The following is a 24435-nucleotide window of genomic DNA, read 5'->3' as shown; positions in this document are numbered from 1 at the left end:
TTGGACATTCTCTCAAATAACCTATTTACTGATAATGATGTCCAAATTACCTCTTACAATGCTTGCCCTATTACTGGCATTTTCAGCCTTTTCTTTTAAACCAAAAAAAGAAAAGTGGGTATCCCTTTTCAACGGTAAGGACATCAACGATTGGACGGTGAAAATCTTTCATCATGAAGTAGGAGATAATTATGGTCAAACTTTTCGGGTAGAGGATGGATTGATCAAAGTACGATATGACCAATACGAGCATTTCAATAATCGCTACGGGCATTTGTATTATAAAAAACCTTTTTCGTATTATAAACTTCGCTTGGAATACCGTTTTACAGGCATATGGAGAAAAGATGCCCCAGATTATACCTTGAAAAACTCGGGTGTCATGTTCCATGCTCAGGATCCTAAAACCATCCTAAAAGAACAAGACTGGCCTATCTCGGTAGAAATGCAGTTCCTTGCGGGACTAGGTGATGGTAAACCCCGACCAACTGGAAACATGTGCTCGCCTGGTACCGATGTGTTCTATCATGGGCGAATTGACCCAAGGCATTGCATCAACTCCAGTTCCAAGACCTACGAAGGAGATCAATGGGTAAAAGCTGAATTGGTCGTTATGGGCGATTCTTTGGTTAGTCACTACATCAATGGCGATAAAGTATTGGAATATGCTCAACCTCAAATCGGTGGAGGTGTGGCCAATGGCTATAATCCTGCCATTAAAATTGATGGAAAATTATTGAAAGAAGGATATATCGCGCTTCAAAGTGAAGGTCAAGAAATCGATTTTAGAAATATCGAAATTCAGGTTTTACCTATTCCTAAATCTAGGAAAAAATGAGGCAGAAAAAGACTCATTGGCTACTTGTTTGCCTCATTCTCCTCTGTTCCTTAACTCAGGCGCAGACTCCCTTAATTGATGCCTCCGTCAAACGAGTCCTTTTCCTAGGAAACAGTATTACCTATGCCGCTGGATATGTCCAAGCCATAGAAGCCTACCATAAGGCACATTTCCCCCAACAAAAAATTGAATTCATCAATGTGGGCTTACCCAGTGAAACAGTCTCAGGCTTATCCGAAGAGGGCCATGCCGATGGACGTTTTCCAAGACCCGATTTGCATGAACGATTGGATCGAGTGCTACTTCAAACGCAACCCGATATCGTCTTTGCCTCCTATGGCATGAATGATGGTATTTACCTTCCACTAGACTCGCTTCGGTTTCAAAAATTCAAAGATGGCATCCTTTGGTTACACACCCAAATTGAGGCTCGAGGATCTAGAATCATTCATTTGACACCTGCTCCATTTGATGAAGAATTAGGTAAAAAACCAGGCTATGCCCAAGTCTTGGATCGCTATTCGGAATGGCTAATGCAACAAAAATCATGGGAGGTAATCGACGTACATTTTCCAATGAAGGCTTACCAAGCTTCTCAGCAAAAAACCGATCCTAATTTTGCCTTAGCCAAAGATGGTGTGCATCCTGGGGAATTGGGACATTGGATTATGGCTCAACAAATTTTACGCTACTTAGGTCAAAAAAACATCCTTCAATTCCCATCCATTATTCAAGCATTGGCCCCCATCAAAGACCCCAATGCTTTTTTCCAATTAATTGTCAAACGACATAATCTGATGAAAGATGCTTGGCTTGGTTCTACCGGACATCTTCGTCCTGAAATGAAAAAAGGACTTCCATTGATGGAAGCCCTAACATTATCTCTAGAAATAGACAAACAAATAGAAGCTTTGCTCGCTCCTTAGTCGACCATCAATTGCTCAAACAAAAATAATTGAGAAGATTTAGGGTCCACCTTTATCCTCACGGCTTCCATATCTGCCTCACCAAAAACCTGCAAACGCGTAAAATTCAAAATCGTTGATTTCTTATCGGGCATCAATAAGGGCTTCTCTATTAGCAAACGATGGGAATCTCCATTAATCCATAAAACGGGTTTTCCATATGCCCTAGTTAAGGCTGTAAGCTTCTCCACGATTTGGGTAAAACCAGTGGGAACAGCACCATGGTAAAACATATCTGCTTGAGTGAAAAAAACTAGGCCCATTTTAGAATTAGCCCTTGCAAAAACTTCTTCCAACCACGCTTCATTCGCTTTTTCCCGCTCATTAAATTCGGTGTTATCAGCATTAGCGCCTTTCAAATTATTATTGGACCCCACTAAGTGTATCGTGGCAAACTGTATACCACCGTATTCCCACGCATTATTTTCTACATAATTGGCAAAGGATGGATTTTCGGATTGAGACACTAATTTAATTTTCTTCTTACCAAAGCTTTCTTTCTTAGCAAAAAACACTTTTCTCAACTCCTTCAACCGCTCATTCGGATCAAATTCTCCTGCTGCTTTGCGGTTACAATCCGTCCATTCATTATCTCCTGGCGTATAAACTAAAGGCTGATCAAATGTCTCAAAATATTGATGGATTTTATAAAAGTACTCGGTAGAGCAAGGGGTTGACCCTGATTTGATATCCCCAACATGCACGCTAAAAACAGGCTTTTCTTGATTGATTTTTTTAATCACTCCTTCAAATCGCCCATAATCATCTGGAAGTTTGTAGGGCATATCCCCAAAGGCAATAAAATCAAATTTTTTGGCTTGCCCAAAGCTGCTAAAGCCTAGCAAAAGGCTAAATAATAGAGTGAATAAAAATTTCATATAAATAGGTTTATTGTTTCTGTTTTACTTTTTCAAAAGCAGTATCATAATCTTCCCTCAATGTCCCCATCACACGATCCCAAAATAGAAGGTATAAGCCATAATTTCCTTTGAAATATTTATGGTGTTGGTTATGACTTACCGAGGTATTAATCCATTTACCAATCAATGATTTGGAAAATCCAGCAGGATATAATTCCCAGCCCAAATGTCCGTAGGCATTGTAAATAATGGAAAAAAAGAAAAACAAGTAAATATGACTTTGATGTACGGGAATCGTAAATACAAACAAGACAAAAATACCCGTTTCCACAATGGATTCCAGAGGATGAAAGGCATAGGCAGCCCAAGGAGATGGATTGGTCGACAAATGATGTACTTTATGCACCCATTTAAAAATACTGGGATGATGCATGATTCGATGTGCCCAATAAAAATAGGTATCGTGCAACAAAAACATTAACAAATAGGCAAACCAATAATAAGCCCAACCCAAGCTATCCATCCTGTCGTATAAAGTAGTATATGGACGAACTGCAGGATTTTGAACAATGAAAATGGGGACTGCCGCAAAAAGGATGATAGTCCCTAAAGAATACCCAATTTCACGGAGGTAATCATTCAATTTGGGATAAGCCGCTTGTATTTTTTTATTGGACAATCCCTTTTTAAAAAGAACATAGAAAATCAAGAAATAAGCTCCTGCTACCAAATAGTATCGACTACCAATACTAAATAAAATTTGAAGGTATTTTTCTACGGTCATGGGTTTAAATTTGACTAGTAAAAATATGGAATTCATGCGGCTAAAAAAACTTTGATGGAGCGAATTCAAACTCATTCATCTAATTTTAAAATTTATGAAACAGAAAAGCCTAGATTAGCGTTACCAATAAGATTCCTTACCCCATCACATGAGTCAAAAAAATAAAAGAGCTTTCTATTTTAAACTCTATGAGCCTGAAAATCAGAGCCCTTTCGACAAGCTTTTTGCCATTTTTAAAGAATTGATCGTTCATACTTCTGGGGACTTAGATGAGGCTCTCGACTGGCTTCGGGAATTAGACAAGGAATATCAACTGACGGATGAGGCCTATACCATCGACGATTTTATCGAAGACCTGAAAAAAAGAGGTTATATCCGCGATGAAACCAAAGAAGACGGAAGTTCGGGTTTAGGCATTACTGCCAAAACAGAAAGAGCCATCCGCCAACAAGCCTTAGATACCATTTTTGGTGACCTAAAACGCAGTGGTTCGGGGAATCATAAAAGTAAGCATCCCGGTTCCGGAGACGAACATACGGGCGAGTTCAGAGAGTATCGATTTGGAGATAGTTTAGAAAAAATATCGTTGACAGAGAGTTTGAGAAATGCCCAAATCAATCATGGCATGGACCAATTCCAATTAAGTGAAGAAGACCTAGTGGTCGAGGAATCCTTGCATAAATCTCAAATGAGTACCGTGCTCATGATTGATATCAGTCATAGCATGATTTTGTATGGAGAAGACCGCATAACCCCCGCCAAAAAGGTAGCCATGGCATTGGCTGAGCTCATTACCACACGTTATCCCAAGGATACTTTGGATATTTTGGTTTTTGGTAATGATGCTTGGAGTATTTCCATCAAAGATTTGCCCTATCTCAAAGTAGGTCCTTACCATACCAATACGGTGGCTGGCTTACAGTTGGCCATGGATATTTTGAGAAGAAAAAGAAATACCAACAAACAAATCTTCATGATTACTGACGGTAAGCCTAGCTGCGTGAAATTACCTAATGGAGAATATTACATGAATAGCAATGGACTCGATGAATACATTGTTGATAAATGCTATACTCAGGCTCAGCAAGCCCGAAAATTGCATATTCCCATCACAACTTTCATGATTGCGCGAGATCAATACCTGCAACGCTTTGTGAATGAGTTTACCCAAGCCAATCAAGGAAAAGCATTTTATACGGGATTAAAAGGATTGGGGGAAATAATCTTTGAAGACTACGAAACGAATCGAAAAAAACGCATTAAATAAAGCCACATGTCAATGAGCACAATTGCCACTTTAGGAGAACTAAAAAAATCAGGATATACCAGCAGAGGCATCAAGGACGAATTAAGACAAAATTTGATCGCTAAAATCAAAGCGGGACAAACGCCATTTGAAGGGGTGCATGGTTTTGAACATACCGTTATTCCTGAATTAGAAAGAGCTATTTTATCAAGACATAACATCAACCTACTTGGTCTTCGTGGACAAGCAAAAACACGCTTGGCTCGCTTGATGGTCAGCCTATTAGATGAATACATTCCCTTTGTCAGTGGTTCGGAAATCAATGATGATCCCTTCCAGCCTATCTCCCGATATGCCAAAGATTTGATCGCCGAAAAAGGAGAAGCTACCCCCATTTCTTGGTTGCACCGTGATGAACGTTTCTTTGAAAAACTAGCTACGCCAGATGTGACCGTGGCAGACCTAATTGGAGACGTTGACCCCATCAAAGCGGCTAATTTGAAGTTGTCCTATGCCGATGACCGAGTGATACATTTTGGAATGATTCCTCGTGCCAATCGCTGTATTTTCGTCATCAATGAATTACCCGATTTACAAGCCCGTATTCAAGTGGCCTTGTTCAATATTTTACAAGAAGGGGATATTCAAATCCGTGGCTTCAAATTGCGCATGCCTTTGGATTTGCAATTCATTTTCACAGCGAATCCAGAAGATTATACCAATCGTGGAAGTATCGTGACCCCATTGAAAGACCGTATTGGATCTCAAATCTTAACGCATTATCCAGAAAGTATTGAAATTGCTAAAACCATTACGGCCCAAGAAGCCAAGCTGGAAAAAGAGCAAAAAGACCGCGTCTATGTTCCTGAATTGGCCATGGACATTTTGGAGCAAATCAGTTTTGTAGCTAGGGATAGTGAGTTTGTAGATGCCAAAAGTGGCGTTAGTGCCCGTATGAGCATTACGGCCTTAGAAAACCTGATGAGCGCTGCTGAAAGGCGTTCATTGCGTGCAGGAGATAATCATACTTCTTTACGATTGTCGGATTTTATGGGCATCGTGCCATCCATCACTGGAAAAGTGGAGCTGGTCTATGAAGGCGAGCAGGAAGGAGCGGCAGAAGTGGCCCAACAATTGATTAGTCAGGCAGTACACCATTTTTTCCCGAACTATTTCCCTAAAATTGAGAAGCTGCACAAAAAAGATTTGGTAAGTCCTTATGACCCTCTTTTGGAATACATCTTTACCGAAGGTGGCGTGGTGATTACGGATGATTGCTCGGATGCCGAATACCAAAGCAGCTTAGACTCCATCCAACCTTTGGATGATTTAATAAAGAAATACATTCCTAAAGTCAAGAAAGAAAATCGCTATTTCATGAAAGAATTAGTCCTTTGGGGATTAGCCGAATACCGTAAATTAAGCAAGGAACGCATTACGGAAGGGTATCAGTTTAAGGATCTGCTTTGATAGGTATTAGTTATTAGGGTTTAGTGTTATAAATGAAAAATGTAGAATGAAGAATTTTTAGCTAGGACGGAAATTCCCAGGTTAAATTTACATTTGATTATTGTGTACACAGGTAAATCATTCTGTTTCCATAACTATATCAAATTGATTCCCTAACATCTGTGGGAACAAACGAGTGTAATATTTACTCTTATTTGAAGAACAAGAGTAAATTTTCAATTTTTTTACCCTCGTATAAAAAACAAGAGCAATTTGCTTAGGTAATTTTGTAATGAAATCCTTGAATTTGAATTGGATATAATTAATAGAAAACTATCTACCTATTTCGTGACAAGTCACCACAAATTCTACATTCTACATTCCTCATTCTACATTTCCTAATAAGAAACCACCTGCCCATCTTTCAAAAGACGGTCTTTCAATAGCGAATAGGGCACTTGCTGGGTGCTGGTTTTTTGTTGAATGGCTAATACCGCGGCAGTGGCAGCGGATTGACCTAATATCATGAAGACGGGTTCCATGCGGATTGATCCATAGGCAATGTGTGAGCTGGAAAGACAAACAGGCACTAACAAATTTTGACATTCCTGCTCTTTGGGAACAATGGATCCATAACTGATGGAATAAGGTTTATCTGGATGCACCCCAATATCTCCTTCATTTTGAACATAGCCATCCGCTGTGACAAATCGCTGGGCGTTATGTGAGTCCAAAGAATAAGATCCCATCCCAATCGGTTCTTCAATCTTCGTTTTTCCCAATGCATCCGCCTCTTTCATGACGTATTTGCCAAGCATTCTTCTAGCCTCTCTCACATATAATTGATGTGGCCAGCCTCCATTATCTTTAAATTCATCTTTGGCTAAACCCCAGGTTTTCATGCGTTCCTGAACTTCTGAAGGCACTCTTGGGTCATTTTGCAAGAAATACATCAATCCCTTTTGGTATAATTCATGCTCCTTGATGATGGTTTTTCTGCGTGCATAAGTAGCCTCTGGATAATCGTAGTTTTTACCTATGAAATCAGTACTAAACGGTCCATGATTATTGGTATCTGTCTTTCGGTTAGGTATGGCATCAAACTTATCAAAGGTCTCTCGCCAACCGCTTTCAAAAACCCTGGCATAGAGCGTATATCGATCTGGATTATATCCTTCAGGCTTAGGAAAAGCAATCCGATTGTCGGGGTGATTGCTCAAACACATCCTAAAACAATAGGCCTGAATTTTATGATCACCCGAACCATTTGGTCCAGGTTTTTCCGTGGATACTTCGGGTAATAAGCCACTGCTGGGGTCATTGGCAACCTTATACGGACTAATCTTCGATTTGAAATAATGCCCATGCTGAAAAACTCCAACCTGTACCCCATTCCACTTTTCTCCATACACCGAATTCGCTTCTCTACCTACATGGTACTTAACTCCAGCTAAGGCCATCAAGTCGCCCTCATAGCTAGCATCAATGAACATTTTACCCACAAAACGCTTCTTGGACAGGGTTGTTATTTCCTGAATTTTAGCATCTTTTAAACGAATGCCTTGTCGACTCCGGTCCAAAAATTCCTCTCGCAAAACCTGAATTTGGTATTCTTTAACCAAATCTTCAATCACCTGCTCTGCAGCATGTGGCTCAAAAATCCACATGGTTTTATTGGCGCCATCCATCGCCACAGTTCCTTGGCCCTTATTGCCAAACTGCGATTTCTTTTCCCAAAGCCAATTTTCTTCCTTTTGATAATGCTGATAAATACGTTGATAAAATTCTCTTGATAAACCTCCAATCACCTCTTTGTTTCCTGTATCTGAAAATCCCAAACCGCCAGATGTAAGTCCGCCCAAATGTTTGTCGGGCGAAACAACGATAACACTGTGTCCCATTTTTTTCACTTGTACAGCCGCAATGATGGCCGAAGCATTTCCCCCGTACACAATCACATCGGCAGAATAGGTGCTTTTTTGTGCCCAAGTAGGTAGAAAAAGACAAGTAAGAAATACTACAATTAGAACCTTATAAACTTTCATAATTTGTCAACATAAGATGAAAAAACTAGGCCAAAATACCTTTGACCAATTTGCCATGCACGTCGGTTAATCGGAACCTACGACCCTGGTATTTATATACTAATTGCTCATGGTCAATGCCCATCAAATGCAACAAAGTAGCCTGAAAATCGTGCACATGCACGGGATCTTTGACGATATTATAACTGAAATCATCCGTCTGACCAAAGGTCGTTCCCGCCTTCACTCCAGCTCCTGCCATCCACATGCTAAAGCACTTTGGATGATGATCTCGTCCATAACCTGTTGGCGATAATTTTCCTTGAGAATAAACCGTTCTACCAAACTCCCCACCCCAAATGACCAGTGTATCTTCCAACATACCTCTACGCTTCAAATCCATGATCAAAGCTGCTGTAGCTTGATCAGTTTGCTTGCACTGATTAACGATGTTTTTGGGCAAACTATCGTGATGATCCCAACCTTGATGATAGAGCTGAACAAAACGCACATCTTTTTCCAATAATTTTCTAGCTAATAAGCAATTAGCGGCAAAGCTTCCTTTATCTCGACTATTGGGTCCATACAAATCAAACACTTCCTGAGGTTCATCCGAGACATCCATCACTTCGGGAACAGAGGTTTGCATTTTGAAAGCCATTTCATACTGGGCTATTCGAGCATCTACTTCAGGGTCACCCCAAGATTCATTTTGCAATTGGTTCAATTGCTTCAAATAATCCAACATTTCTTGACGATCCTTGCCATCGTATCCTTCGGGATTTGATAGGAATAAAACAGGGTCTTTACTAGATCTAAATTGAACACCTTGATGCTCCGAAGGCAAAAATCCATTTCCCCAGAGTCGGGCATATAATGGCTGATCTTTAGATGCATCCTTAGACACCATGACAATGAAAGCTGGCAAGTTTTGATTCTCTGAACCTAAACCATAGCTTAACCAAGAACCGATGGACGGTCGACCGGGCAATTGGTGCCCCGTTTGAAAAAAGGTAATGGCTGGATCATGGTTGATTTGCTCGGTAAACATGGATTTGATGACGCACAATTCATCCACCACCTGAGCGGTATATGGCAATAAATCACTCACCCAAGTTTGACTTTGCCCATATTGTCTGAACCCATAGGCAGAAGCTGCTACAGGCAAAATGGCCTGATTAGCACTCATCCCTGTTAATCGCTGACCTTTCCTTATAGAATCGGGTAAATCTTGACCCATCCGTTTAGTCAATTCTGGTTTATAATCCCAAGTCTCAAACTGGGACGGGCCTCCGCTCATGAATAAGTACACCACCCGTTTAGCCTTAGGTGCAATTCTAGGTAAGGCATCCAATAGTTGTTGTTCCAAAGATTGGCCTTGTGCCTGATGGGAAGCAAGCAAACCGTTCAAGGCTATCGCTCCAAAACCCATGGCCGTCTTCTTCAAAAAATCGCGTCGATCTAGTCCCCGATTAAGTTTTTCTAAATCAGGATGCGATAAACGAAATGGATCGGTATGTTGATGTCCCATAATTTTATCGTTTGGTGATACTAGCATCTGAATTCATGATAGCGCTAGCTACCACAGCATTGGCTGCCACAGCATTGGCAGCAACGATGTTGCCGTCCTTATTTCCTTGGACTCGCCTCATTCCTGCTTGCAGCCAGCCTTTAGCCTTGCTTGCATCTTGCTGAAAACGAACTAAACTCTTTCGTTGTAAGTCGACCAGCAAAGCCAATTCCTTTTCCGATGCTTCCCGACTCGTCAGTTTTTTAAAGGTCATTTGTATGGCTTTGTTAACATCTTTTTCTGCGGCCATTTGTTCCCCCAATATCTTGGCTGCTTCCAAAAAGGTGGGATCATTCAAGCCCACTAGCGCCTGTAAAGGTGTATTGGTTTTTTGTCGACGTACCAAACAAGAACTTCTTGCCGGGGCATCAAATGTAGCTAATGTAGGGTTCGGCACGGACCGCTTCACAACCACATACAAGCTTCGACGATATACTGCTGAAGTGGTATCTTGTTTGTAATGTGAGCTGTTGATTTCCCATAATCCATCGGGTTGATAAGGATAGACACTTTTTCCACCAATTTTTTGAACTAATAAACCACTAGCTTGAAGAGCATTGTCTCGAATCATTTCCGCACTTAATCGGACAGAGGGGCCTCTAGCTAATAAGCGATTTTCTGGGTCTTTTTCCCTTTGTTCGGCCGTAGCCTTAGAATCTTGTTGGTAGGTTTCCGACATCACCATTTGCTTCATCATTTGCTTGATATTCCAACCAGATTCTCGGAATTGGATAGCCAATGCGTCCAATAATTCGGGGTGAGAAGGCATTTCACCTTGGTTTCCAAAGTCTTCGGACGTTTTGACGATTCCAGTCCCAAAAAAGTTTTGCCAAAAGCGATTTACGGCCACACGAGCAGTCAAGGGATTATTCTCATGTGTTAACCATTGTGCTAAGCCGAGTCGATTCTTTGGTAAGTTGGCAGGAAATGGCAAAATCTTTTGAGGAGTATTCGGAAAAACTTCTTCTCCTTTGGCATCGTATTGACCTCGCTGAAGCAAGAAAGACTTTTTAGGATGTGGCATTTCCTGCATGATCATCACTTCCTCTATTTTCTCCGATGAATCCGCTAAAGCTGTTCGCCAATGTTTGATTTCTTGGGTCAAAGCCAACTGGGTACTATCCAAATTTTGTTTGAAATACGCCCTAAAAGCTTCGCCTTGGGGATTTGTCCATTGATCTTGGGATTTAAACACCAAATCTTTCCAAGAAGCCCTTTGGGCCAAAACCTGAATTTCATAAGGAATAAGTTCCCGACTATAAATGGCTACTTCATCGGCTTTCCCTCCCTTAAAACCAAGTCCGCGCCACCATCCCCCAATTTGTAAGCCCAATTCATTTTTGGAGAAATAAATAATGTCTTTATACAGCTGGTCAATGACGGTTTCCATGTCCGACTTTTGGCCATCTACGAACAAATTAAATCCTGCGGCTTGAGAAGAACCATCATAAGTCAAAGCCAGATGTATCCATTGATCTCGAGGGACATCTGCTTTCATCACCTTATTGATGGCATTGGATGGAGCCGTGTGCGCCATGTTTATTTCCAATCGATTGTTTTTCAAATAGACATGAAAACCCTTAAAGTTATACAGTCGCTCCGCATTACTCTTATGAAAAATAACCCCTTCTTTCATGTCCTTGGGAATATTCACCCACATGCCTATGGTGAATGGTTCCGACTTTCTAAACACACCAGCAGGGCTTAAATCCGCATAAATATCCCCATCAAATGCCAAAGCTTGACCCTGTTTTCCCTTCACAAAAATGGGCTGATCACCTGTCTTTCCTGATTCTCTTTTGATCACGGCAACCTGCTTTTCTGTCAACTTATTTTTTAGCGTCGCATCCAAATCAAAATAGGCCACCAAACCACGTTGAGGAATGATATCTTCTGCCAATTTTTCATTGCTTTTGCTCTTAATCCAATTTTGAAAAAGAGCATTGGAAGTAGGACTTTGATTCATTTTCTCCTCTACCGTTTGAATCTTGGTTTGAATGAATTTTAGCACCTCCTCTTTTTCTTTGGTGGGCAACATCAAGGTTGGTGTAGGCAGGTCATCGGAATAGGAGATTTGTCCCGCTTCACGGACATTATTGAAAAAGCTAAATAGCTCGTAATAATTTTTTTGAGAAATAGGATCGTATTTATGATCATGGCAACGAGCGCAACCAGTGGATATTGCCATAAATGCCTCTCCAAAAGTATTGGTTCTGTCAATCACATATTCCGCTTGAAACTCTTCCTCTACAATGCCCCCTTCCGTATTTTGGGGATGATTTCGGTTAAATCCGGTGGCAATCAACATGTCTTTGCTCGGATTAGGCATTAAATCACCAGCCAATTGTTGGTGTATGAAAGTATCATAGGGCGTATTATTATTGAAAGCCTTAATGACCCAATCTCGATAGGGCGACATATCTCGGATACGGTCCACAGTATAGCCATGAGAATCTGCAAAACGAGCCAAATCCAACCAATCAACGGCCATTTTTTCGCCAAAATGAGGAGAAGCGAGCAGTCGATCTACCTGCTTTTCGTAGGCATTCGATGCATTATCAGCAAGAAAATTATCTAGTTCAGGAATACTTGGAGCAAGCCCCGTCAAATCAAAGGAGAGGCGACGAAGCAGTAGGGCTTTAGAAGCTTTGGCATTCATTTTTAGGGCTTCTTTTTCCAATTTTGTTTGTACCCAAAAATCAATCACATTCATCCCCTTTTTGGATTCTGGGATGGCATGTTTTACAGGTTTAACAAAAGCCCAATGCGGTTTATAAACGGCTCCATCTTGAATCCATTTTAGGAGAATAGCTTTTTCTTTGGCTGATAAACTCAAATGAGATTTCGGCTCAGGCATGACAATACTTGGGTCTTTGGAAAGAATCCGATGGGCCAACTCGCTCTTTTGGAGATTGCCTGGTGTGATAGCTACTTTCCCTGGGCTTTCTGGCAATTTGGCATAAGCATTTTCAGGCAAATCCAGTCGCAAGCCCGCCTTTTGCTTCGCTTTATCTGGACCGTGACAGGCAAAGCATTTGTCGGATAAAATGGGCTTAATATGAATATTGAAATCCAAAGCAGGTGGCAGTTGACGATATTCCAATGCCACATCTGCAGGTAATGGCAAGCTTTTAGGTGGCTTGGCGGCCATCAAAAAACAAAGCGGAAATATCAAAAACCTATACCTTTTCATAAGCTATTTTATTGCTTTCAAACGATTTGTATCTGGCGGACTAAATTGAAATTTGCCTTCCACGATGGTTACATCTGGTCGAGCTTTCTTCAAAGCTTGCAAGCCTTCCTGACTTAGCTTACTTTGCCAAATATAAAGAACTTTTAATGCCTTCATGGCAACTAGTGCTTTTATCCCTTGATCTGAAATGGCTGTGCCATAGAGATTTAACTGGGTCAGGTGAGGTAATTGCCTTAGGTTCTCTAAATCCACATCATGAATATTACTTTGTTCCAGATTTAGTTGTTGGAGGTTCTTAAAATTCAAAAGTTCCTCCACTTGGATGTCTTGTCGCTTGGTTAATTTGATTTGTAAGACTTGTTTTTGTAAAGCTCTTGTCGCTTGCCAAATCTTGGAATCCAGGCGTTTAATATTGACAAAATTTAAACTCAAGCCTCCGTTCGAGGATGGATAGGGACTAATACTAATACCTTGGTTTTTTGCTTCTTGCAGGGCTTCTTCGTTCGCTGGTTCCACAGAAAGGTCCAATGAACGCATTTGATCTGGGGCATCCGAAGGTATAGTCATTGCTTGCGACTGTAAAGACATCACATGCAACGACTCTGACTCTGCTGTCTCTCCAAAAGGTGCACCAATTTCAATCCATCTTTTAATGATGGCAATCTGACTTGAGTTCAACTGTTTTTTACCTTCTGGAGGCATGTGCAAATCATCGTCTTCTGGCAAAATCAGATAACTATATAAATGACTTTTTAGTGGGTTTCCTGCGTGTAAAATAAGTCCTTCCTTTCCACCTTTTTTAATAAAATCCTCTGTATCTAAGCGCAGTTTACCTTTCTGTTTTTTACTAGAATGACATTGAAAACAATGGCTTTTCAAAATGGGTAAAACTTCTTGTTGGAAAGGGGAATTTTTTACCGAACTGAGCACTTCCATGCTAGTATCTACTTCCACTTTCTGTTGAGTGGTATCTGCTGCAGAAATGCTCAATTCTTTCGTTGGAATGGCTTTCTTTTTACTGGCAAACAAATAGTTGGATCCATAGGTCAACTCGCCCCCAAAGTGTCCCGTGATGGCTAATGCTACGAATAACACTAGGCTAATGATTTTTTGATAGGCTTGAAAAAAATAAAGGATAATAGCGCATAGGGTAGTTCCTATTCCCCACCATTGATGGGTTAAAACATCCCCTTTTTCATAATCTCCCGAATTGGATAATAGAAAGCCCGATATTGAGGCCATTATAGCAGCAATGGCTCCCAACAATAATAAGGCAGAAATGGAAGATTGGGTTTCAGTCTTTCGAATAGCTTGCACCCAAATCATGACACAAGCAATGACCAATATCCCAATGGGAAAATGTACTAAAATGGGATGTAAATGGCCAAGCAAATCAATCATGTAAGGAAATTAGTTATGGTCCAATAATTCCCTTCTAGACCAAGCTTCATCCATGGGTCCACCTGTCGATTTTTGACCTTTGTGGCGCCAAATGCCGTCTTGAATTTGAAATTCAAATGGGAGCTTTTTGCCAATGCTAGAACTGGCTTTGGTAAAAAATACAATCTCTTCTGTATAGGTATTTCCTTGGGTGCTATAATAGCCTCCGCCGGTGCCAAAAAATTGTTTGGTTTGAACATTGTAGGCAATCCATTGAAAGGCATTCCCTGTATGGATTTTCATGGTTCTCCTCGGAAAAAAAGGATTGGGTCTTCGCGATAAAACATCACCCGAAAAATTCCCCACAATTATCCATGCACCTTTCATTTTCCCTGATTCCCCTTTGTCCATCTGCGAGAAAACCTGCTGCTCCAGTTGAATTTGACCCTTTTTCTTTTGAAATGTAATCTTTTTCAACTGACCTACTTGTAATGAATCCTGTGAATTCCATTCTTGTCGAATTTCTATTTCTTTCCCTTTCAAGTGATAAGTTCCACCGTATGTTGCCAGCAACTTATGGCTGCTAGTTTCAAACTGAGTAACACTAATAATTTGATCTGTTACCAAAATCCAAGTTGACACATCTCCTTGCGCATTGGACCAAGAACCTTCGATGGATTTTTGAGCTTGAACAAAAAAGGGATGCACAAACAGGGCACATACCAAAAGGGCTCGCAGTAAGTGTTTCATGATGGGAAAATAGGTTTTAAATCTTGCCTAATTTACAATCTTTTTCTGAATCACCTAGCCTTAGGAAAGATGAATCCTCATAGAGTTATTGCTCAAATTTCTCGTAAATTAGCTATTTAAATCTCCCATCATGGAAAACCAATTTCAACAAACTTTTGAGAAGAAAAATTACACGATTGAAGGCTTGCCCAAGGGAGAATATGAGGCTTGCGTTTTTAAACAATGTGATTTAGCCCAATTAGATTTATCAGAATATTCGTTCATTGATTGTGAATTCTATGATTGTAATTTAAGCCTAGTGAAAATGGGAAATACCAAATGGCAACATGTGTCCTTTGAGAATTGCCGCTTGCAAGGATTGCATTTCGAATACGCCAACCCATTTCTATTTGAAGTACACTTTAAAAATTGCTTTTTGAATCTGTCTTCCTTCTATCAGCGTAACATGAAAAAAGCACAATTTAAACACTGCTCATTGCATGAAGTTGATTTTAGCAATGCCAATTTAAGTGAGTCTAATTTTGAGGATTGTGATTTATTGCATGCACAATTTGACCAAACAAACTTAGAAAAGGCCGATTTCAGAACAGCATATCATTTTGAGATTAATCCTCAAATCAATCGAATCAAAAAAGCCAAATTTTCTAAATCAAGTTTAGCCGGTTTACTGACCAGCTTTGGCATTATCATGGATTAATTCGGCCATTATTTTCAAGTGATGGTGAGTATGTACTCTCAAAAAATAATGGGTGTCTTTTAAAGCCAAATCTCCAAAAATAAAATGGCGAAAATAGGATTTTGATGGTAGTGTTTTCATCTCTTCCAATAATTGGTGCACCTTGGTCATTTTCTCTTGAACATCCGATTCAAGTAAATCCGTTACTTGTAAGGGATCCACATATTTAGGAGCTTTCACTCGACCCCTTGGGATTTTTTGGGTAAAAAATATCCACACTCTTTTCCAATTAAATACCCAGCGGTAACTATTGGGGTCAGATTTTTTTAAGGCACTGATGACAGTAATCATCACCAGTAAACTATGTTCTATATGCCATCCAACAGTGCCCTCAGAGATCTGGGAATTAGACACATGCGCATGAGCAATATTTTCTTCCAATTGGTGGATTTGCCTTTCTAATGATTCCATGGATCTTTTTTATAAAGATGAAGTAATTGCTGATCGCGTTCAATACAACGCTCAAAAGTTAAACCCAAGCGCAATAACAAGCTAATGGAGCGTCCATTATGTTCTAATGTCGTAGCGAAGATAGGCGCTTTATGATGAGCAAAATAATCATCTAATACCAGGCTTGCTGCTTCATAAGCATAGCCCATACTTGACTGAGAAGGAAGGAAGGCAAACCCAATATCAGGGTGAGGTAAATAATCTCTTTGTACCAGAGAAATGATTCCAATGGGAATATTGCTAGATTGGAGAAAAACTACTCGGTAATGAATGGCTGGGTTATCACGCAATTTGATGCTAAAATCCTCCGCTTCTTGTAAGGTTCTAACTCCTCTATCGCCGATAAATTGAATAAATCCAGAAGTATTCAGTAATTCCAACAAAAATGGAACGTCTTGAAGATTTAGATCTTTGACATATAAACGCTGACTTCTTAATACCTTGATACCCATATATATAGGGATGGGGCTAAAAGCCCCCATTTATTTCTGTAAAGAAAATAAAAAATCCCGTATGGTTAAAGGTGGATGAAATGTAATGCTAGTTTATTTATACGGCTTGGCTAAACTTCAGAGTTGCATGCTCGTCGGATAATAGTTTTAAGTCAAAAGCCTTACAGACGTTTCGAACAAAATTAGCCCCCATAGAAGTTAAAGTTAACCCTTGAAAATCCCATTGAATTAATCCGTCTTCTTCAAGTTCGGCTAGATATGGAAAAGTATAGGTTTCTAACATAGGAAGGTCTTCTGGTCTAAATTGAGTCTTACCATTGCAAGCAACATCCAATATGTATTGACGCATCGCTTGATCTGTTTCTGTCAAAAAATAGCCTTTGAATACCGCTAATTTTCCTTGTTTGATTTCCTCATAATAATCATGAATCGTTTTCTTGTTTTGTGCAAAACCATAAAAAACATCACTGATACTGGAAACTCCTAGTCCTAAAACCATCCCCGTTTGTTGGACAGTATAGCCCATAAAATTACGGTGCAAAGTCCCTTGCTCTTTGATTTTGTACATCAAATCATCTGGTAGAGCAAAGTGGTCCATGCCAATGTCTTGATAGCCTTTAGCTAAGAAAAGGTTGCGCCCCAATTGGTACAAGGCTAATTTTTCGGAAGCAGCAGGTAAATCATTTTCGTCGAATAATCGCTGGCCTCTACTGGTCCAAGGTACATGTGCATAACTATAAAATGCAATCCTGTCGGGACGCAAGGAAATGGCATCTTGAATCGTCTTTTCGATACGGTCAATGGTTTGCAGTGGAAGGCCATAAACCAAATCGATATTCACTGACTCATAGCCAATTTCTCGGGCCCATTGAACCACTTGTTGGACATTTTCCTGAGGTTGAATACGGTTTATCACTTGTTGAACTTCAGGATTACTGTCTTGCATACCAAAACTCACTCGATTAAATCCCAAATCAAATAAGGTCTTCAAATGGGCGTAGGTCGTATTATTAGGATGTCCTTCAAAGCTAAACTCATGCTCTTTGGCAACCTGAGAATCCGAAAGGATGGATTGGATTAAGCGATTTAAATTTTTTGGGGAAAAAAAAGTGGGGGTACCTCCTCCTAAATGAAACTCCCGAATTAATGGAGTGGAAGTCATTTGTTGGCGGTATAATTGCCATTCTTTCAACACTACATCGATGTATTCATCTTCTACTTTATGGTTGGTAGTAATGCGCTTATTACATCCACAAAAGGTGCACATACTTTCGCAAAAAGGTAGGTGAATGTAGAGACTAATTCCTTGATTTTCATTGCATTCCTCAAAGCGCATAGAAAAAGCAGATTTCCACTGATTTGCATCTATTTGATTATCCCAATAAGGCACCGTTGGATAGCTTGTATACCGGGGAATAGGAACATTGTATTTATTCAGTAAATGGGTATCAATTGGACTCATTTTTTCAGCATTTTCTGGGTGATCTGTCAGCTTCTTCTGAGAGATTTGTTGGCTTGGGATCTAGTCTGGCAGATTTGTCAACTTTTAAAAAGTTGACAAATCTAAGTTGACAAGCCTACGCAGACAAATCTACACAGATTAGCCGGTTTGATTCCTGAGAAAACTACCAATTACCCGATAAAATACTGATATTAATCATGTTCCGCTGCCTGACGAAGCGTGTCGATAAACACTTCTAAAGGCTGAGCGCCTGGAATTCCATAGCGACGGTTGAACACAAAAAAGGGAACCCCTTTCAAGCCCAAACTTACTCCTTCCTGCGTATCTTGTCTCACTCGGTAAGCCAATTCATCATTCTCCAAAGCTGCTAAAATAGCCTCTTTTTCTAAACCTACAGATTCCCCTATGGCAAGCAATTCTGACTCGCTAGCCAAGTTTTTCCCTTCCACAAAATAGGCTTCAAATAGCTTTTCTTCTATTTCATTATCCTTCTTCTGCTCTTTGGCCAGCTGAATTAACTGATGTGCTTTCATGGAATTCGCCACTACCAAATGATCAAATCGGTAATTCAAGCCAACTTTTTCTGCCATGTCGGCCACTTGTTGGTGCATCTCCTTTGACTTCTCCACACTGATTCCTTTGCGATCAGCTAAATACTCATAAATATTCACCGGTTCATCAAAATGCATCGGTATGCTAGGATCCAGTTGATAACTTTTCCATTCAATTTCAATCGGGGTGCTCGACTCAAATTGTTCTAAGGCTTTTTCTAAATGACGTTTCCCAATGTAACAAAAGGGACACATGATATCACTCCAAATTTCTATTTTCATGTTGACTTTGTTAATATCCCAAAACCGAATTACCTACATAAAAAGTTCCGATTCGAATATTTGACTAAATTGTACAGGACTAATTAGCTTTTACTCTTCACAATCAACAAGCCATGAAACCTCTCCCATTCAACATTGCCTATTTTTATCTCTTCCTTTCTGTTGTCGGAGGTTCTCTCACTTTTTATTTTGTTTGGTTAGGCATGCAAGAACAAAACGGACATTTTGATGTAGTCCAGTTTGTTCAAAGTACTTGGACAAGTTATTATGCCAAAAGTCTGACTTTCGACTTCTGGACAGGAACCACAGCAGGGACTTTTTTCATGTTAGTAGAAGGTTATCGACTACAAATGAAAAAAATGTGGCTATTCATTTTATTAACTTTTCTGATTGGCTATGCTTTTGCATTCCCCTTATTCTTATTTTTCAGACATAAAAAAATGAATCTCACTCCAGCAATATGAAACATTGGCTATACCTATTACTCCTTTTTCCAATTTCTGTAACTGCTCAAGATACACTGCTAGTTCAGCATGTTGCCGACTTCACGATCGATGGACAAGCGAATCATCCTGCATGGCAACAAAGCAAATGGTATTCTCTGCCTGCCAGAAATGAATTAGCGAAAGAGTTAGATAGTCGATTTAAAATCCTGTATTCCGACAAAGGAATGTATGTGTATTTGGAAGGTAAAGATGAGAAAATCAGTACGACATTTCAGAACGATTTCGAGGACTTATACCAAGCCGATGTATTCGAAGTGTTTTTCCATCCAAATCCTTCGGTGCCTCTTTATTTTGAATATGAAATCAATCCTTTGGAAAAAGAACTCGTCTTAATGGTACCAAATTTCCAAGGTAAATTTTATGGTTGGTTGCCATGGCATTATGAAGGAGATAGAAAAGTTCAAAAGAAGGTTTCTATCAAACACATTTCAGGAGGTATTGGTACTTGGTCAGCTGAACTATTTATCCCATTTACCTTACTAACACCATTAGAAAATGTACCAGCAAAACCAGGAACAGTGTGGAAAGGGAATTTTTGTCGGCTCGACTATGATGCCGGGAAAATGGCGAAATGGTCCTGGTCACCTTTACCAGGCACCTTCCATGATTATAAAAAGTATGGGGTCTTTCTATTTAAATAATGTTCAGACCCCAAATTTTATTTTCCAAGCATAGGAAATAAACGACGAATATCTTGTTCCGTAGGCTGTGTACCGTACTCACAAATTTCAAATGCCTCGGCAAATTTAGCTTGATCGGCACGTGATTTACCATACCACTTTTCTAAGGTTTTTCTCACTTCTGGATTGGGCGTCTGAACACGTTTGGCTAACAAATATTCTTTATGTTTTGCAGGATCTTTAGGTACTTCGTTTTCATAATTCCCTATCCATGGCAACCACTCATAAAACTGAGATTGATGAGCATCTAAGCCTGCCAATTTTTTCTCAATCACTGGCGTAATATCAACTGCTATATCCGCTTGAAATGGATTCGGTTTTTTGAAATTATCTTGAAAATATAAGAATACAGGATTCTTCCTCAAAGGTTCTACATCTGGTGCCACATTAGGAACGCCTACCATAAAAGCTGCATCTTGGACCAAAACACCCGTATAACGATGATCTGGATGGTAATCGTTAGAACGCGGAGCTATCACCACATCCGCCTTCCATTCCCGTATTTTTCGAATAATCTGCAAACGAATTTCTAAACTAGGCAAAAGCTCCCCATCATGGTTATCCAACACATCATAAGAAACACCTAATCTGCGTGCCACTTCTTTCGTCTCAGCAATTCTTCGTTTTGCCAACATCCCCCCACCTTCTGTTTGATGACCCGCATCTCCATTGGTTACTGATACAAATTTGACATGATGACCCATGGCTACAAACAATGCCGCTGTTCCTCCACTCTTGATATCACAGTCATCTGGATGTGCCCCTATCATGATAATTTGCAATGGGCGATCCTGCGCACTTACATTCCAGGCGATTACACACGCCATTAAAACTGTTAATAGAATACCTTTTTTCATATGTTATTTGGTTTATTTCGTCATAAATGTCCAAGTGATTTCAGGTAAATATCCAAAATTCGACCTGGGTGCTACTTGTTTAGGATAAGCTTCTAATTGCCCATTGGCTGCTTGCTTCACCCCAAATTCAGTCCAACTATGTGCTCCTTTTTCAAAATTAAATGTCCGGCCATCATCATCATATAATTTCCAAGTCCCTGTCTTTTGACCATAATGTCGAATTTCTAATGCAAAAGCCTGTCCGTCTTTGGGGGCTTGTCGGTGCACAGGCACCATGGGAATCAAAGCCCCATCCTTGACAAAAAGAGGAATCTTATCTAAACTAGGGCTAATCTGTATTTTTTGATTTTCCCCTACTAATTTCCCTGTATAAAAATCAAACCATTTCCCTTCAGGCAAATAAACATCCCGCGTTTTTTCTCCTGCAAACATAGGAGCCACTAAGATAAAATCCCCCATCATATATTGGTCTTTAATATCATTCTTAATGCTCATACCATAAGGATTATCCGTTCCATCTACTTTCCCTTTCATTCCTACAGGTTTAAACCCAAAACCATCCACCAAATTCATCGCTCTAAATGGAGGTTTCCCTTCAAAACGATACTGGGCAAATGTGGTATAGAGGTAAGGCAATAATTGCATGCGTAAATTCGCCACATCACTAACAGCCTTTTCTACTTCTGGAAATGACCATGGTTTAGTACCATCTGACCAAGCATTCAACATGGCCATGGGAGAAAAGCAAACCGACTGCATCCTTCTAACCCATTCCTCTGCCGATTTTGACGCTCTCACCTCAGGAGTCCAAAGCACTCCAATAAAGCTGGAATTGACTAAAGCTGTTATAAAATCCTTGTGGCTGTAATAATCATTATAAATCACATAGGGCAATGAACTTGCTCCGGCATTGGAAGCTCGAATCAAACCATAGGTTCTCTTATTTTTTTCCTTGAACCATGAGCTCGTCATTTCTTGTACCATCAAACCATATATTTGCCGCATCTGCTCAGCACTCGTGCCTGATGGAAACGTGGTTACATCTGGCCAAATCCAATGGTCATAACCATCAACTTCATCAATTTTATAGCCTCCTACTCCAATATCCAAATGGTTTTTTACAAAATGAGTCTTGACCAATTTCCTAGCTTCTGCCATAGTAAAATCAGGAACAAGCCCATTCCAAACCAAGTGGGAGCCCGTGTATTTTTTAATTCCAGAGTACAGTGAAGACTTAGGTGAAACATAAGGATTCAACCAAAGATTAGCGGATAATCCCATACGAGATAACGTATCCAAAAATGCTTTTGGACGAGGAAAGCGACCTGGATCCCATTCAAAGGTACAAGGATAGGATGCACTATGCCAACCTGGTTCTACCCCTATAAAATCCAACGGAAATTGATGTGCTTCAAAGCTTTTTGCCTCCTTAATGATATCATCTTGACTAAACAGCGTGGGAACTCGTTGAGTAAATCCTAATCCCCATTTAGGTGGTAAATAGCCTCCTCCATTAAATAAATTGTATCGCTGTACTACCTGCATGGGACTTGGTCCTTCAAAAACATAAATACTAGCTCCATCAGCAGGAATAAAAACTTCAAGTACATCCGAAGGTGGTTGGGAATCCCAATTTTTATCCGAATTTCTATCTTGTACAGGGGCTGGGCGTTTGGCATCGGCACGTACATTGGAGCCGGCATAAACCGTCATGTAAGCTGCCGCATCTATAAGGACTCCATAGCCTTTGGAAGAAACATAAAAAGGAACTGGTGCATGGGTACGCCCATTATCTTTTCCTCCATAATGATCCACATGCAAGTTTAAAATCCGTCCCCGTTGATTAACCGATTGAAAATTTAATCCCAAACCAAAAATTTGCTCTTCTTGATTCAAAGGAAAGCGCAGGTATATTTTTTTATCAATAATCTGAATTTTGATGTCATCTTTCGACAAGGGAAAATGACTGTTGGGTAATAATTTCAATGCATCATGCAGCGCATTTCCACCAGCTGCTTGGAGCAAACTGATATGGCGGGAATTACCTATTTGCGACTTCCAGACACCTGGCTGTACTTCTTTCCACAAACTTGATTTTTGAGCAAAAACAGTTAAACCAAAAAATAGAAGGATGCTAGTACCGAAAATACGTAATGGATTCATGTTTCAAAGGCTTAGAAATTCAAATATGTCTAAATATTCATGGAAGAACAAATGACCCTATTTCCCGTTGAGTTTTTTCAATGAAACCTGCTGCCTGCCATCTGGATGACGAAATTCATAAACCTTTTGTCATAATTCATTCCTATTTTTAAAATATTTACCCTTATTTTGGTCAAAAGGCATATCATGAAAAATCTATTAAAATTAGAGTCCTTAGGCTTATTTGCCCTAAGTATATGGGCATACATGGAGCTATTTCCGAATCAATGGGGAACATTTGCTTGGTTGATTTTAGCCCCTGATCTTTCATTTGTAGCCGTTATTATCTCAAAAAAACTAGGTTTACATGCCTACAATTTTTTCCACCACCAAGGGGTTATCGCCTTGGCAATTCTGATTGGTTTTTATTGGCAGATACCTCTACTATTACAAATAGGCATCATTTTTATGGCACATAGCACCATCGACAGAGTACTAGGATATGGTCTAAAATTAGATAGTTTTGACCACACACATTTGGGGTGGATTGGTAAAAGTAGTTTTAAAAACCATGAGCAATAGACGACTTGAAGATATTCGCAACTTTGGGCCATATACCACAGGTATCCTCAACCAAATTGGGATTTACACGGAACAAGATTTACTGTCGACTGATTATCCCAGCATCTCTCAAAAACTAGTAGAACTGGGGATACAACCCAATTTAAACATCTTTTACGGAATAGAAATGGCCATTCAGGGTAAAGTTTGGACTAAAATTACAGCACAAGAAAAACAAGAAATCAAACAGATTTTAGGAAGAAAATAGACTCAGTAAGTATTAAATTTTAAGAAACAATACCATCGTTTTGCCCATTTTGATGTAGTTTAGGTTTATTATTTTGCTGAATCTTTTTATACACATGGAAACTAAATATTTATTACATCACGTATTCTTTTGGTTAAACAATCCTGAGTCTTTAGAAGACCGAAACAAACTTATTGAAGGTTTGAACACCCTAAAAGGCATTGATGCCATTAAAAAAATACACATTGGTGTATTAGCCTCTACTGAAAAAAGAGAGGTTGTGGATACTTCTTGGGATGTATCGGAATTGATGTTTTTTGAAAATGAAGTAGATCAAAAGATTTATCAAGACCATAGCATACACCAAGATTTTGTCAAAAACTACAGCCATTTATGGAAAAAAGTAGTGGTTTTTGATGCGCTAGATGTGTAATTTATCTATTTAACAAG

General features: G+C 39.8%; 23 protein-coding genes. 10 read left to right on the top strand and 13 right to left on the bottom strand.

Annotated features, from left to right (window positions below):
• The first annotated feature begins 58 nt into the window (after positions 1 to 58).
• Together EWU22_RS02515 and EWU22_RS02510 are read left to right on the top strand one after the other, a co-directional pair.
• The gene (locus EWU22_RS02515; RefSeq protein ID WP_231962614.1) at positions 59 to 838 is read left to right on the top strand and encodes a 3-keto-disaccharide hydrolase; all 780 of its coding nucleotides are present in this window, start codon (positions 59 to 61) and stop codon (positions 836 to 838) included.
• Positions 835 to 1764 carry an SGNH/GDSL hydrolase family protein gene (locus EWU22_RS02510; protein ID WP_130924277.1) on the top strand — a complete coding sequence of 310 codons (930 nt, stop codon included), beginning with the start codon at positions 835 to 837 and terminating at the stop codon, positions 1762 to 1764. Before EWU22_RS02515 ends, EWU22_RS02510 begins: the two co-directional genes overlap by 4 nt.
• Here the strand turns inward: EWU22_RS02510 and EWU22_RS02505 are convergent.
• Together EWU22_RS02505 and EWU22_RS02500 are read right to left on the bottom strand one after the other, a co-directional pair.
• On the bottom strand, positions 1761 to 2681 hold the full coding sequence (locus tag EWU22_RS02505; protein WP_231962612.1) for a metallophosphoesterase: 921 nt from the start codon (positions 2679 to 2681) through the stop codon (positions 1761 to 1763). The two genes, EWU22_RS02510 and EWU22_RS02505, sit on opposite strands and share 4 nt — an antisense overlap.
• Positions 2682 to 2691: 10 nt before the next feature.
• On the bottom strand, positions 2692 to 3483 hold the full coding sequence (locus EWU22_RS02500; protein ID WP_231962610.1) for a sterol desaturase family protein: 792 nt from the start codon (positions 3481 to 3483) through the stop codon (positions 2692 to 2694).
• Between the two features lie 112 nt (positions 3484 to 3595).
• Between EWU22_RS02500 and EWU22_RS02495 the strand changes: the two genes are divergently transcribed.
• Together EWU22_RS02495 and EWU22_RS02490 are read left to right on the top strand one after the other, a co-directional pair.
• Positions 3596 to 4714, top strand: coding sequence for a vWA domain-containing protein (locus EWU22_RS02495; protein WP_130924276.1), 1119 nt, complete (start codon positions 3596 to 3598; stop codon positions 4712 to 4714).
• A gap of 6 nt (positions 4715 to 4720) precedes the next feature.
• Complete coding sequence (locus EWU22_RS02490) at positions 4721 to 6163, top strand: AAA family ATPase (protein WP_130924275.1); 1443 nt, start codon at positions 4721 to 4723, stop codon at positions 6161 to 6163.
• A gap of 377 nt (positions 6164 to 6540) precedes the next feature.
• On the opposite strand, the gene EWU22_RS02485 is transcribed toward EWU22_RS02490, so the two are convergent.
• The 5 genes from EWU22_RS02485 to EWU22_RS02465 are packed head-to-tail and all read right to left on the bottom strand — an operon-like array spanning position 6541 to position 15059.
• Positions 6541 to 8187 (bottom strand): FAD-dependent oxidoreductase, encoded by a 1647-nt coding sequence (locus EWU22_RS02485; RefSeq protein WP_130924274.1) that lies wholly within the window; start codon positions 8185 to 8187, stop codon positions 6541 to 6543.
• A 25-nt stretch (positions 8188 to 8212) separates the two neighbouring features.
• Entirely contained in the window at positions 8213 to 9697 is a 1485-nt protein-coding gene (locus EWU22_RS02480; protein WP_130924273.1) for a DUF1501 domain-containing protein, read from the bottom strand.
• Between the two features lie 4 nt (positions 9698 to 9701).
• Entirely contained in the window at positions 9702 to 12929 is a 3228-nt protein-coding gene (locus tag EWU22_RS02475) for a DUF1553 domain-containing protein (RefSeq protein WP_130924272.1), read from the bottom strand.
• A gap of 3 nt (positions 12930 to 12932) precedes the next feature.
• A complete protein-coding gene (locus EWU22_RS02470; RefSeq protein WP_130924271.1) occupies positions 12933 to 14330 on the bottom strand; it encodes a c-type cytochrome domain-containing protein in 1398 nt (465 codons plus the stop codon).
• 9 nt (positions 14331 to 14339) lie between these two features.
• Positions 14340 to 15059, bottom strand: coding sequence for a hypothetical protein (locus tag EWU22_RS02465; RefSeq protein ID WP_130924270.1), 720 nt, complete (start codon positions 15057 to 15059; stop codon positions 14340 to 14342).
• A 130-nt stretch (positions 15060 to 15189) separates the two neighbouring features.
• Here EWU22_RS02465 and EWU22_RS02460 point away from each other — a divergent pair, with 130 nt between their 5' ends.
• Positions 15190 to 15756 (top strand): pentapeptide repeat-containing protein, encoded by a 567-nt coding sequence (locus tag EWU22_RS02460; RefSeq protein WP_130924269.1) that lies wholly within the window; start codon positions 15190 to 15192, stop codon positions 15754 to 15756.
• Here the strand turns inward: EWU22_RS02460 and EWU22_RS02455 are convergent.
• The 4 genes from EWU22_RS02455 to EWU22_RS02440 form a co-directional block, all read right to left on the bottom strand.
• Positions 15724 to 16206 (bottom strand): hypothetical protein, encoded by a 483-nt coding sequence (locus tag EWU22_RS02455; protein ID WP_130924268.1) that lies wholly within the window; start codon positions 16204 to 16206, stop codon positions 15724 to 15726. The two genes, EWU22_RS02460 and EWU22_RS02455, sit on opposite strands and share 33 nt — an antisense overlap.
• Positions 16194 to 16697 (bottom strand): GNAT family N-acetyltransferase, encoded by a 504-nt coding sequence (locus EWU22_RS02450; protein ID WP_161566773.1) that lies wholly within the window; start codon positions 16695 to 16697, stop codon positions 16194 to 16196. The genes EWU22_RS02455 and EWU22_RS02450 overlap by 13 nt, the downstream gene beginning before the upstream one ends.
• Positions 16698 to 16794: 97 nt before the next feature.
• Positions 16795 to 18159, bottom strand: a complete 1365-nt coding sequence (hemN, locus tag EWU22_RS02445; RefSeq protein ID WP_130924266.1) for an oxygen-independent coproporphyrinogen III oxidase — start codon at positions 18157 to 18159, stop codon at positions 16795 to 16797.
• A gap of 191 nt (positions 18160 to 18350) precedes the next feature.
• Positions 18351 to 18992: a DsbA family oxidoreductase gene (locus tag EWU22_RS02440; RefSeq protein ID WP_130924265.1), complete on the bottom strand. Its 642-nt coding sequence runs from the start codon at positions 18990 to 18992 to the stop codon at positions 18351 to 18353.
• A 113-nt stretch (positions 18993 to 19105) separates the two neighbouring features.
• Between EWU22_RS02440 and EWU22_RS02435 the strand changes: the two genes are divergently transcribed.
• Positions 19106 to 19456: a DUF2834 domain-containing protein gene (locus EWU22_RS02435; protein ID WP_130924264.1), complete on the top strand. Its 351-nt coding sequence runs from the start codon at positions 19106 to 19108 to the stop codon at positions 19454 to 19456.
• The gene (locus EWU22_RS02430; RefSeq protein ID WP_130924263.1) at positions 19453 to 20139 is read left to right on the top strand and encodes a carbohydrate-binding family 9-like protein; all 687 of its coding nucleotides are present in this window, start codon (positions 19453 to 19455) and stop codon (positions 20137 to 20139) included. The genes EWU22_RS02435 and EWU22_RS02430 overlap by 4 nt, the downstream gene beginning before the upstream one ends.
• 17 nt (positions 20140 to 20156) lie before the next feature.
• Here EWU22_RS02430 and EWU22_RS02425 read toward each other — a convergent pair whose 3' ends face one another.
• A complete protein-coding gene (locus EWU22_RS02425; RefSeq protein WP_130924262.1) occupies positions 20157 to 21035 on the bottom strand; it encodes a PIG-L deacetylase family protein in 879 nt (292 codons plus the stop codon).
• 12 nt (positions 21036 to 21047) lie between these two features.
• Positions 21048 to 23198: a TIM-barrel domain-containing protein gene (locus EWU22_RS02420; protein WP_130924261.1), complete on the bottom strand. Its 2151-nt coding sequence runs from the start codon at positions 23196 to 23198 to the stop codon at positions 21048 to 21050.
• A gap of 186 nt (positions 23199 to 23384) precedes the next feature.
• Here EWU22_RS02420 and EWU22_RS02415 point away from each other — a divergent pair, with 186 nt between their 5' ends.
• From EWU22_RS02415 to EWU22_RS02405, 3 genes are all read left to right on the top strand, one after another.
• Entirely contained in the window at positions 23385 to 23759 is a 375-nt protein-coding gene (locus tag EWU22_RS02415) for a DUF4260 domain-containing protein (protein WP_130924260.1), read from the top strand.
• Entirely contained in the window at positions 23749 to 24006 is a 258-nt protein-coding gene (locus EWU22_RS02410; RefSeq protein WP_109321795.1) for a TfoX/Sxy family DNA transformation protein, read from the top strand. Before EWU22_RS02415 ends, EWU22_RS02410 begins: the two co-directional genes overlap by 11 nt.
• Positions 24007 to 24100: 94 nt before the next feature.
• The gene (locus tag EWU22_RS02405; protein ID WP_130924259.1) at positions 24101 to 24418 is read left to right on the top strand and encodes a Dabb family protein; all 318 of its coding nucleotides are present in this window, start codon (positions 24101 to 24103) and stop codon (positions 24416 to 24418) included.
• Positions 24419 to 24435: the final 17 nt, after the last annotated feature.

Source organism: Aquirufa nivalisilvae (genome assembly GCF_004307455.1).
In the GTDB taxonomy this organism is placed as follows: Bacteria; Bacteroidota; Bacteroidia; order Cytophagales; family Spirosomataceae; genus Aquirufa; species Aquirufa nivalisilvae.
The sequence above is the reverse complement of the archived record's forward strand: the minus strand, read 5'-3'. Positions and strand labels throughout refer to the sequence as shown.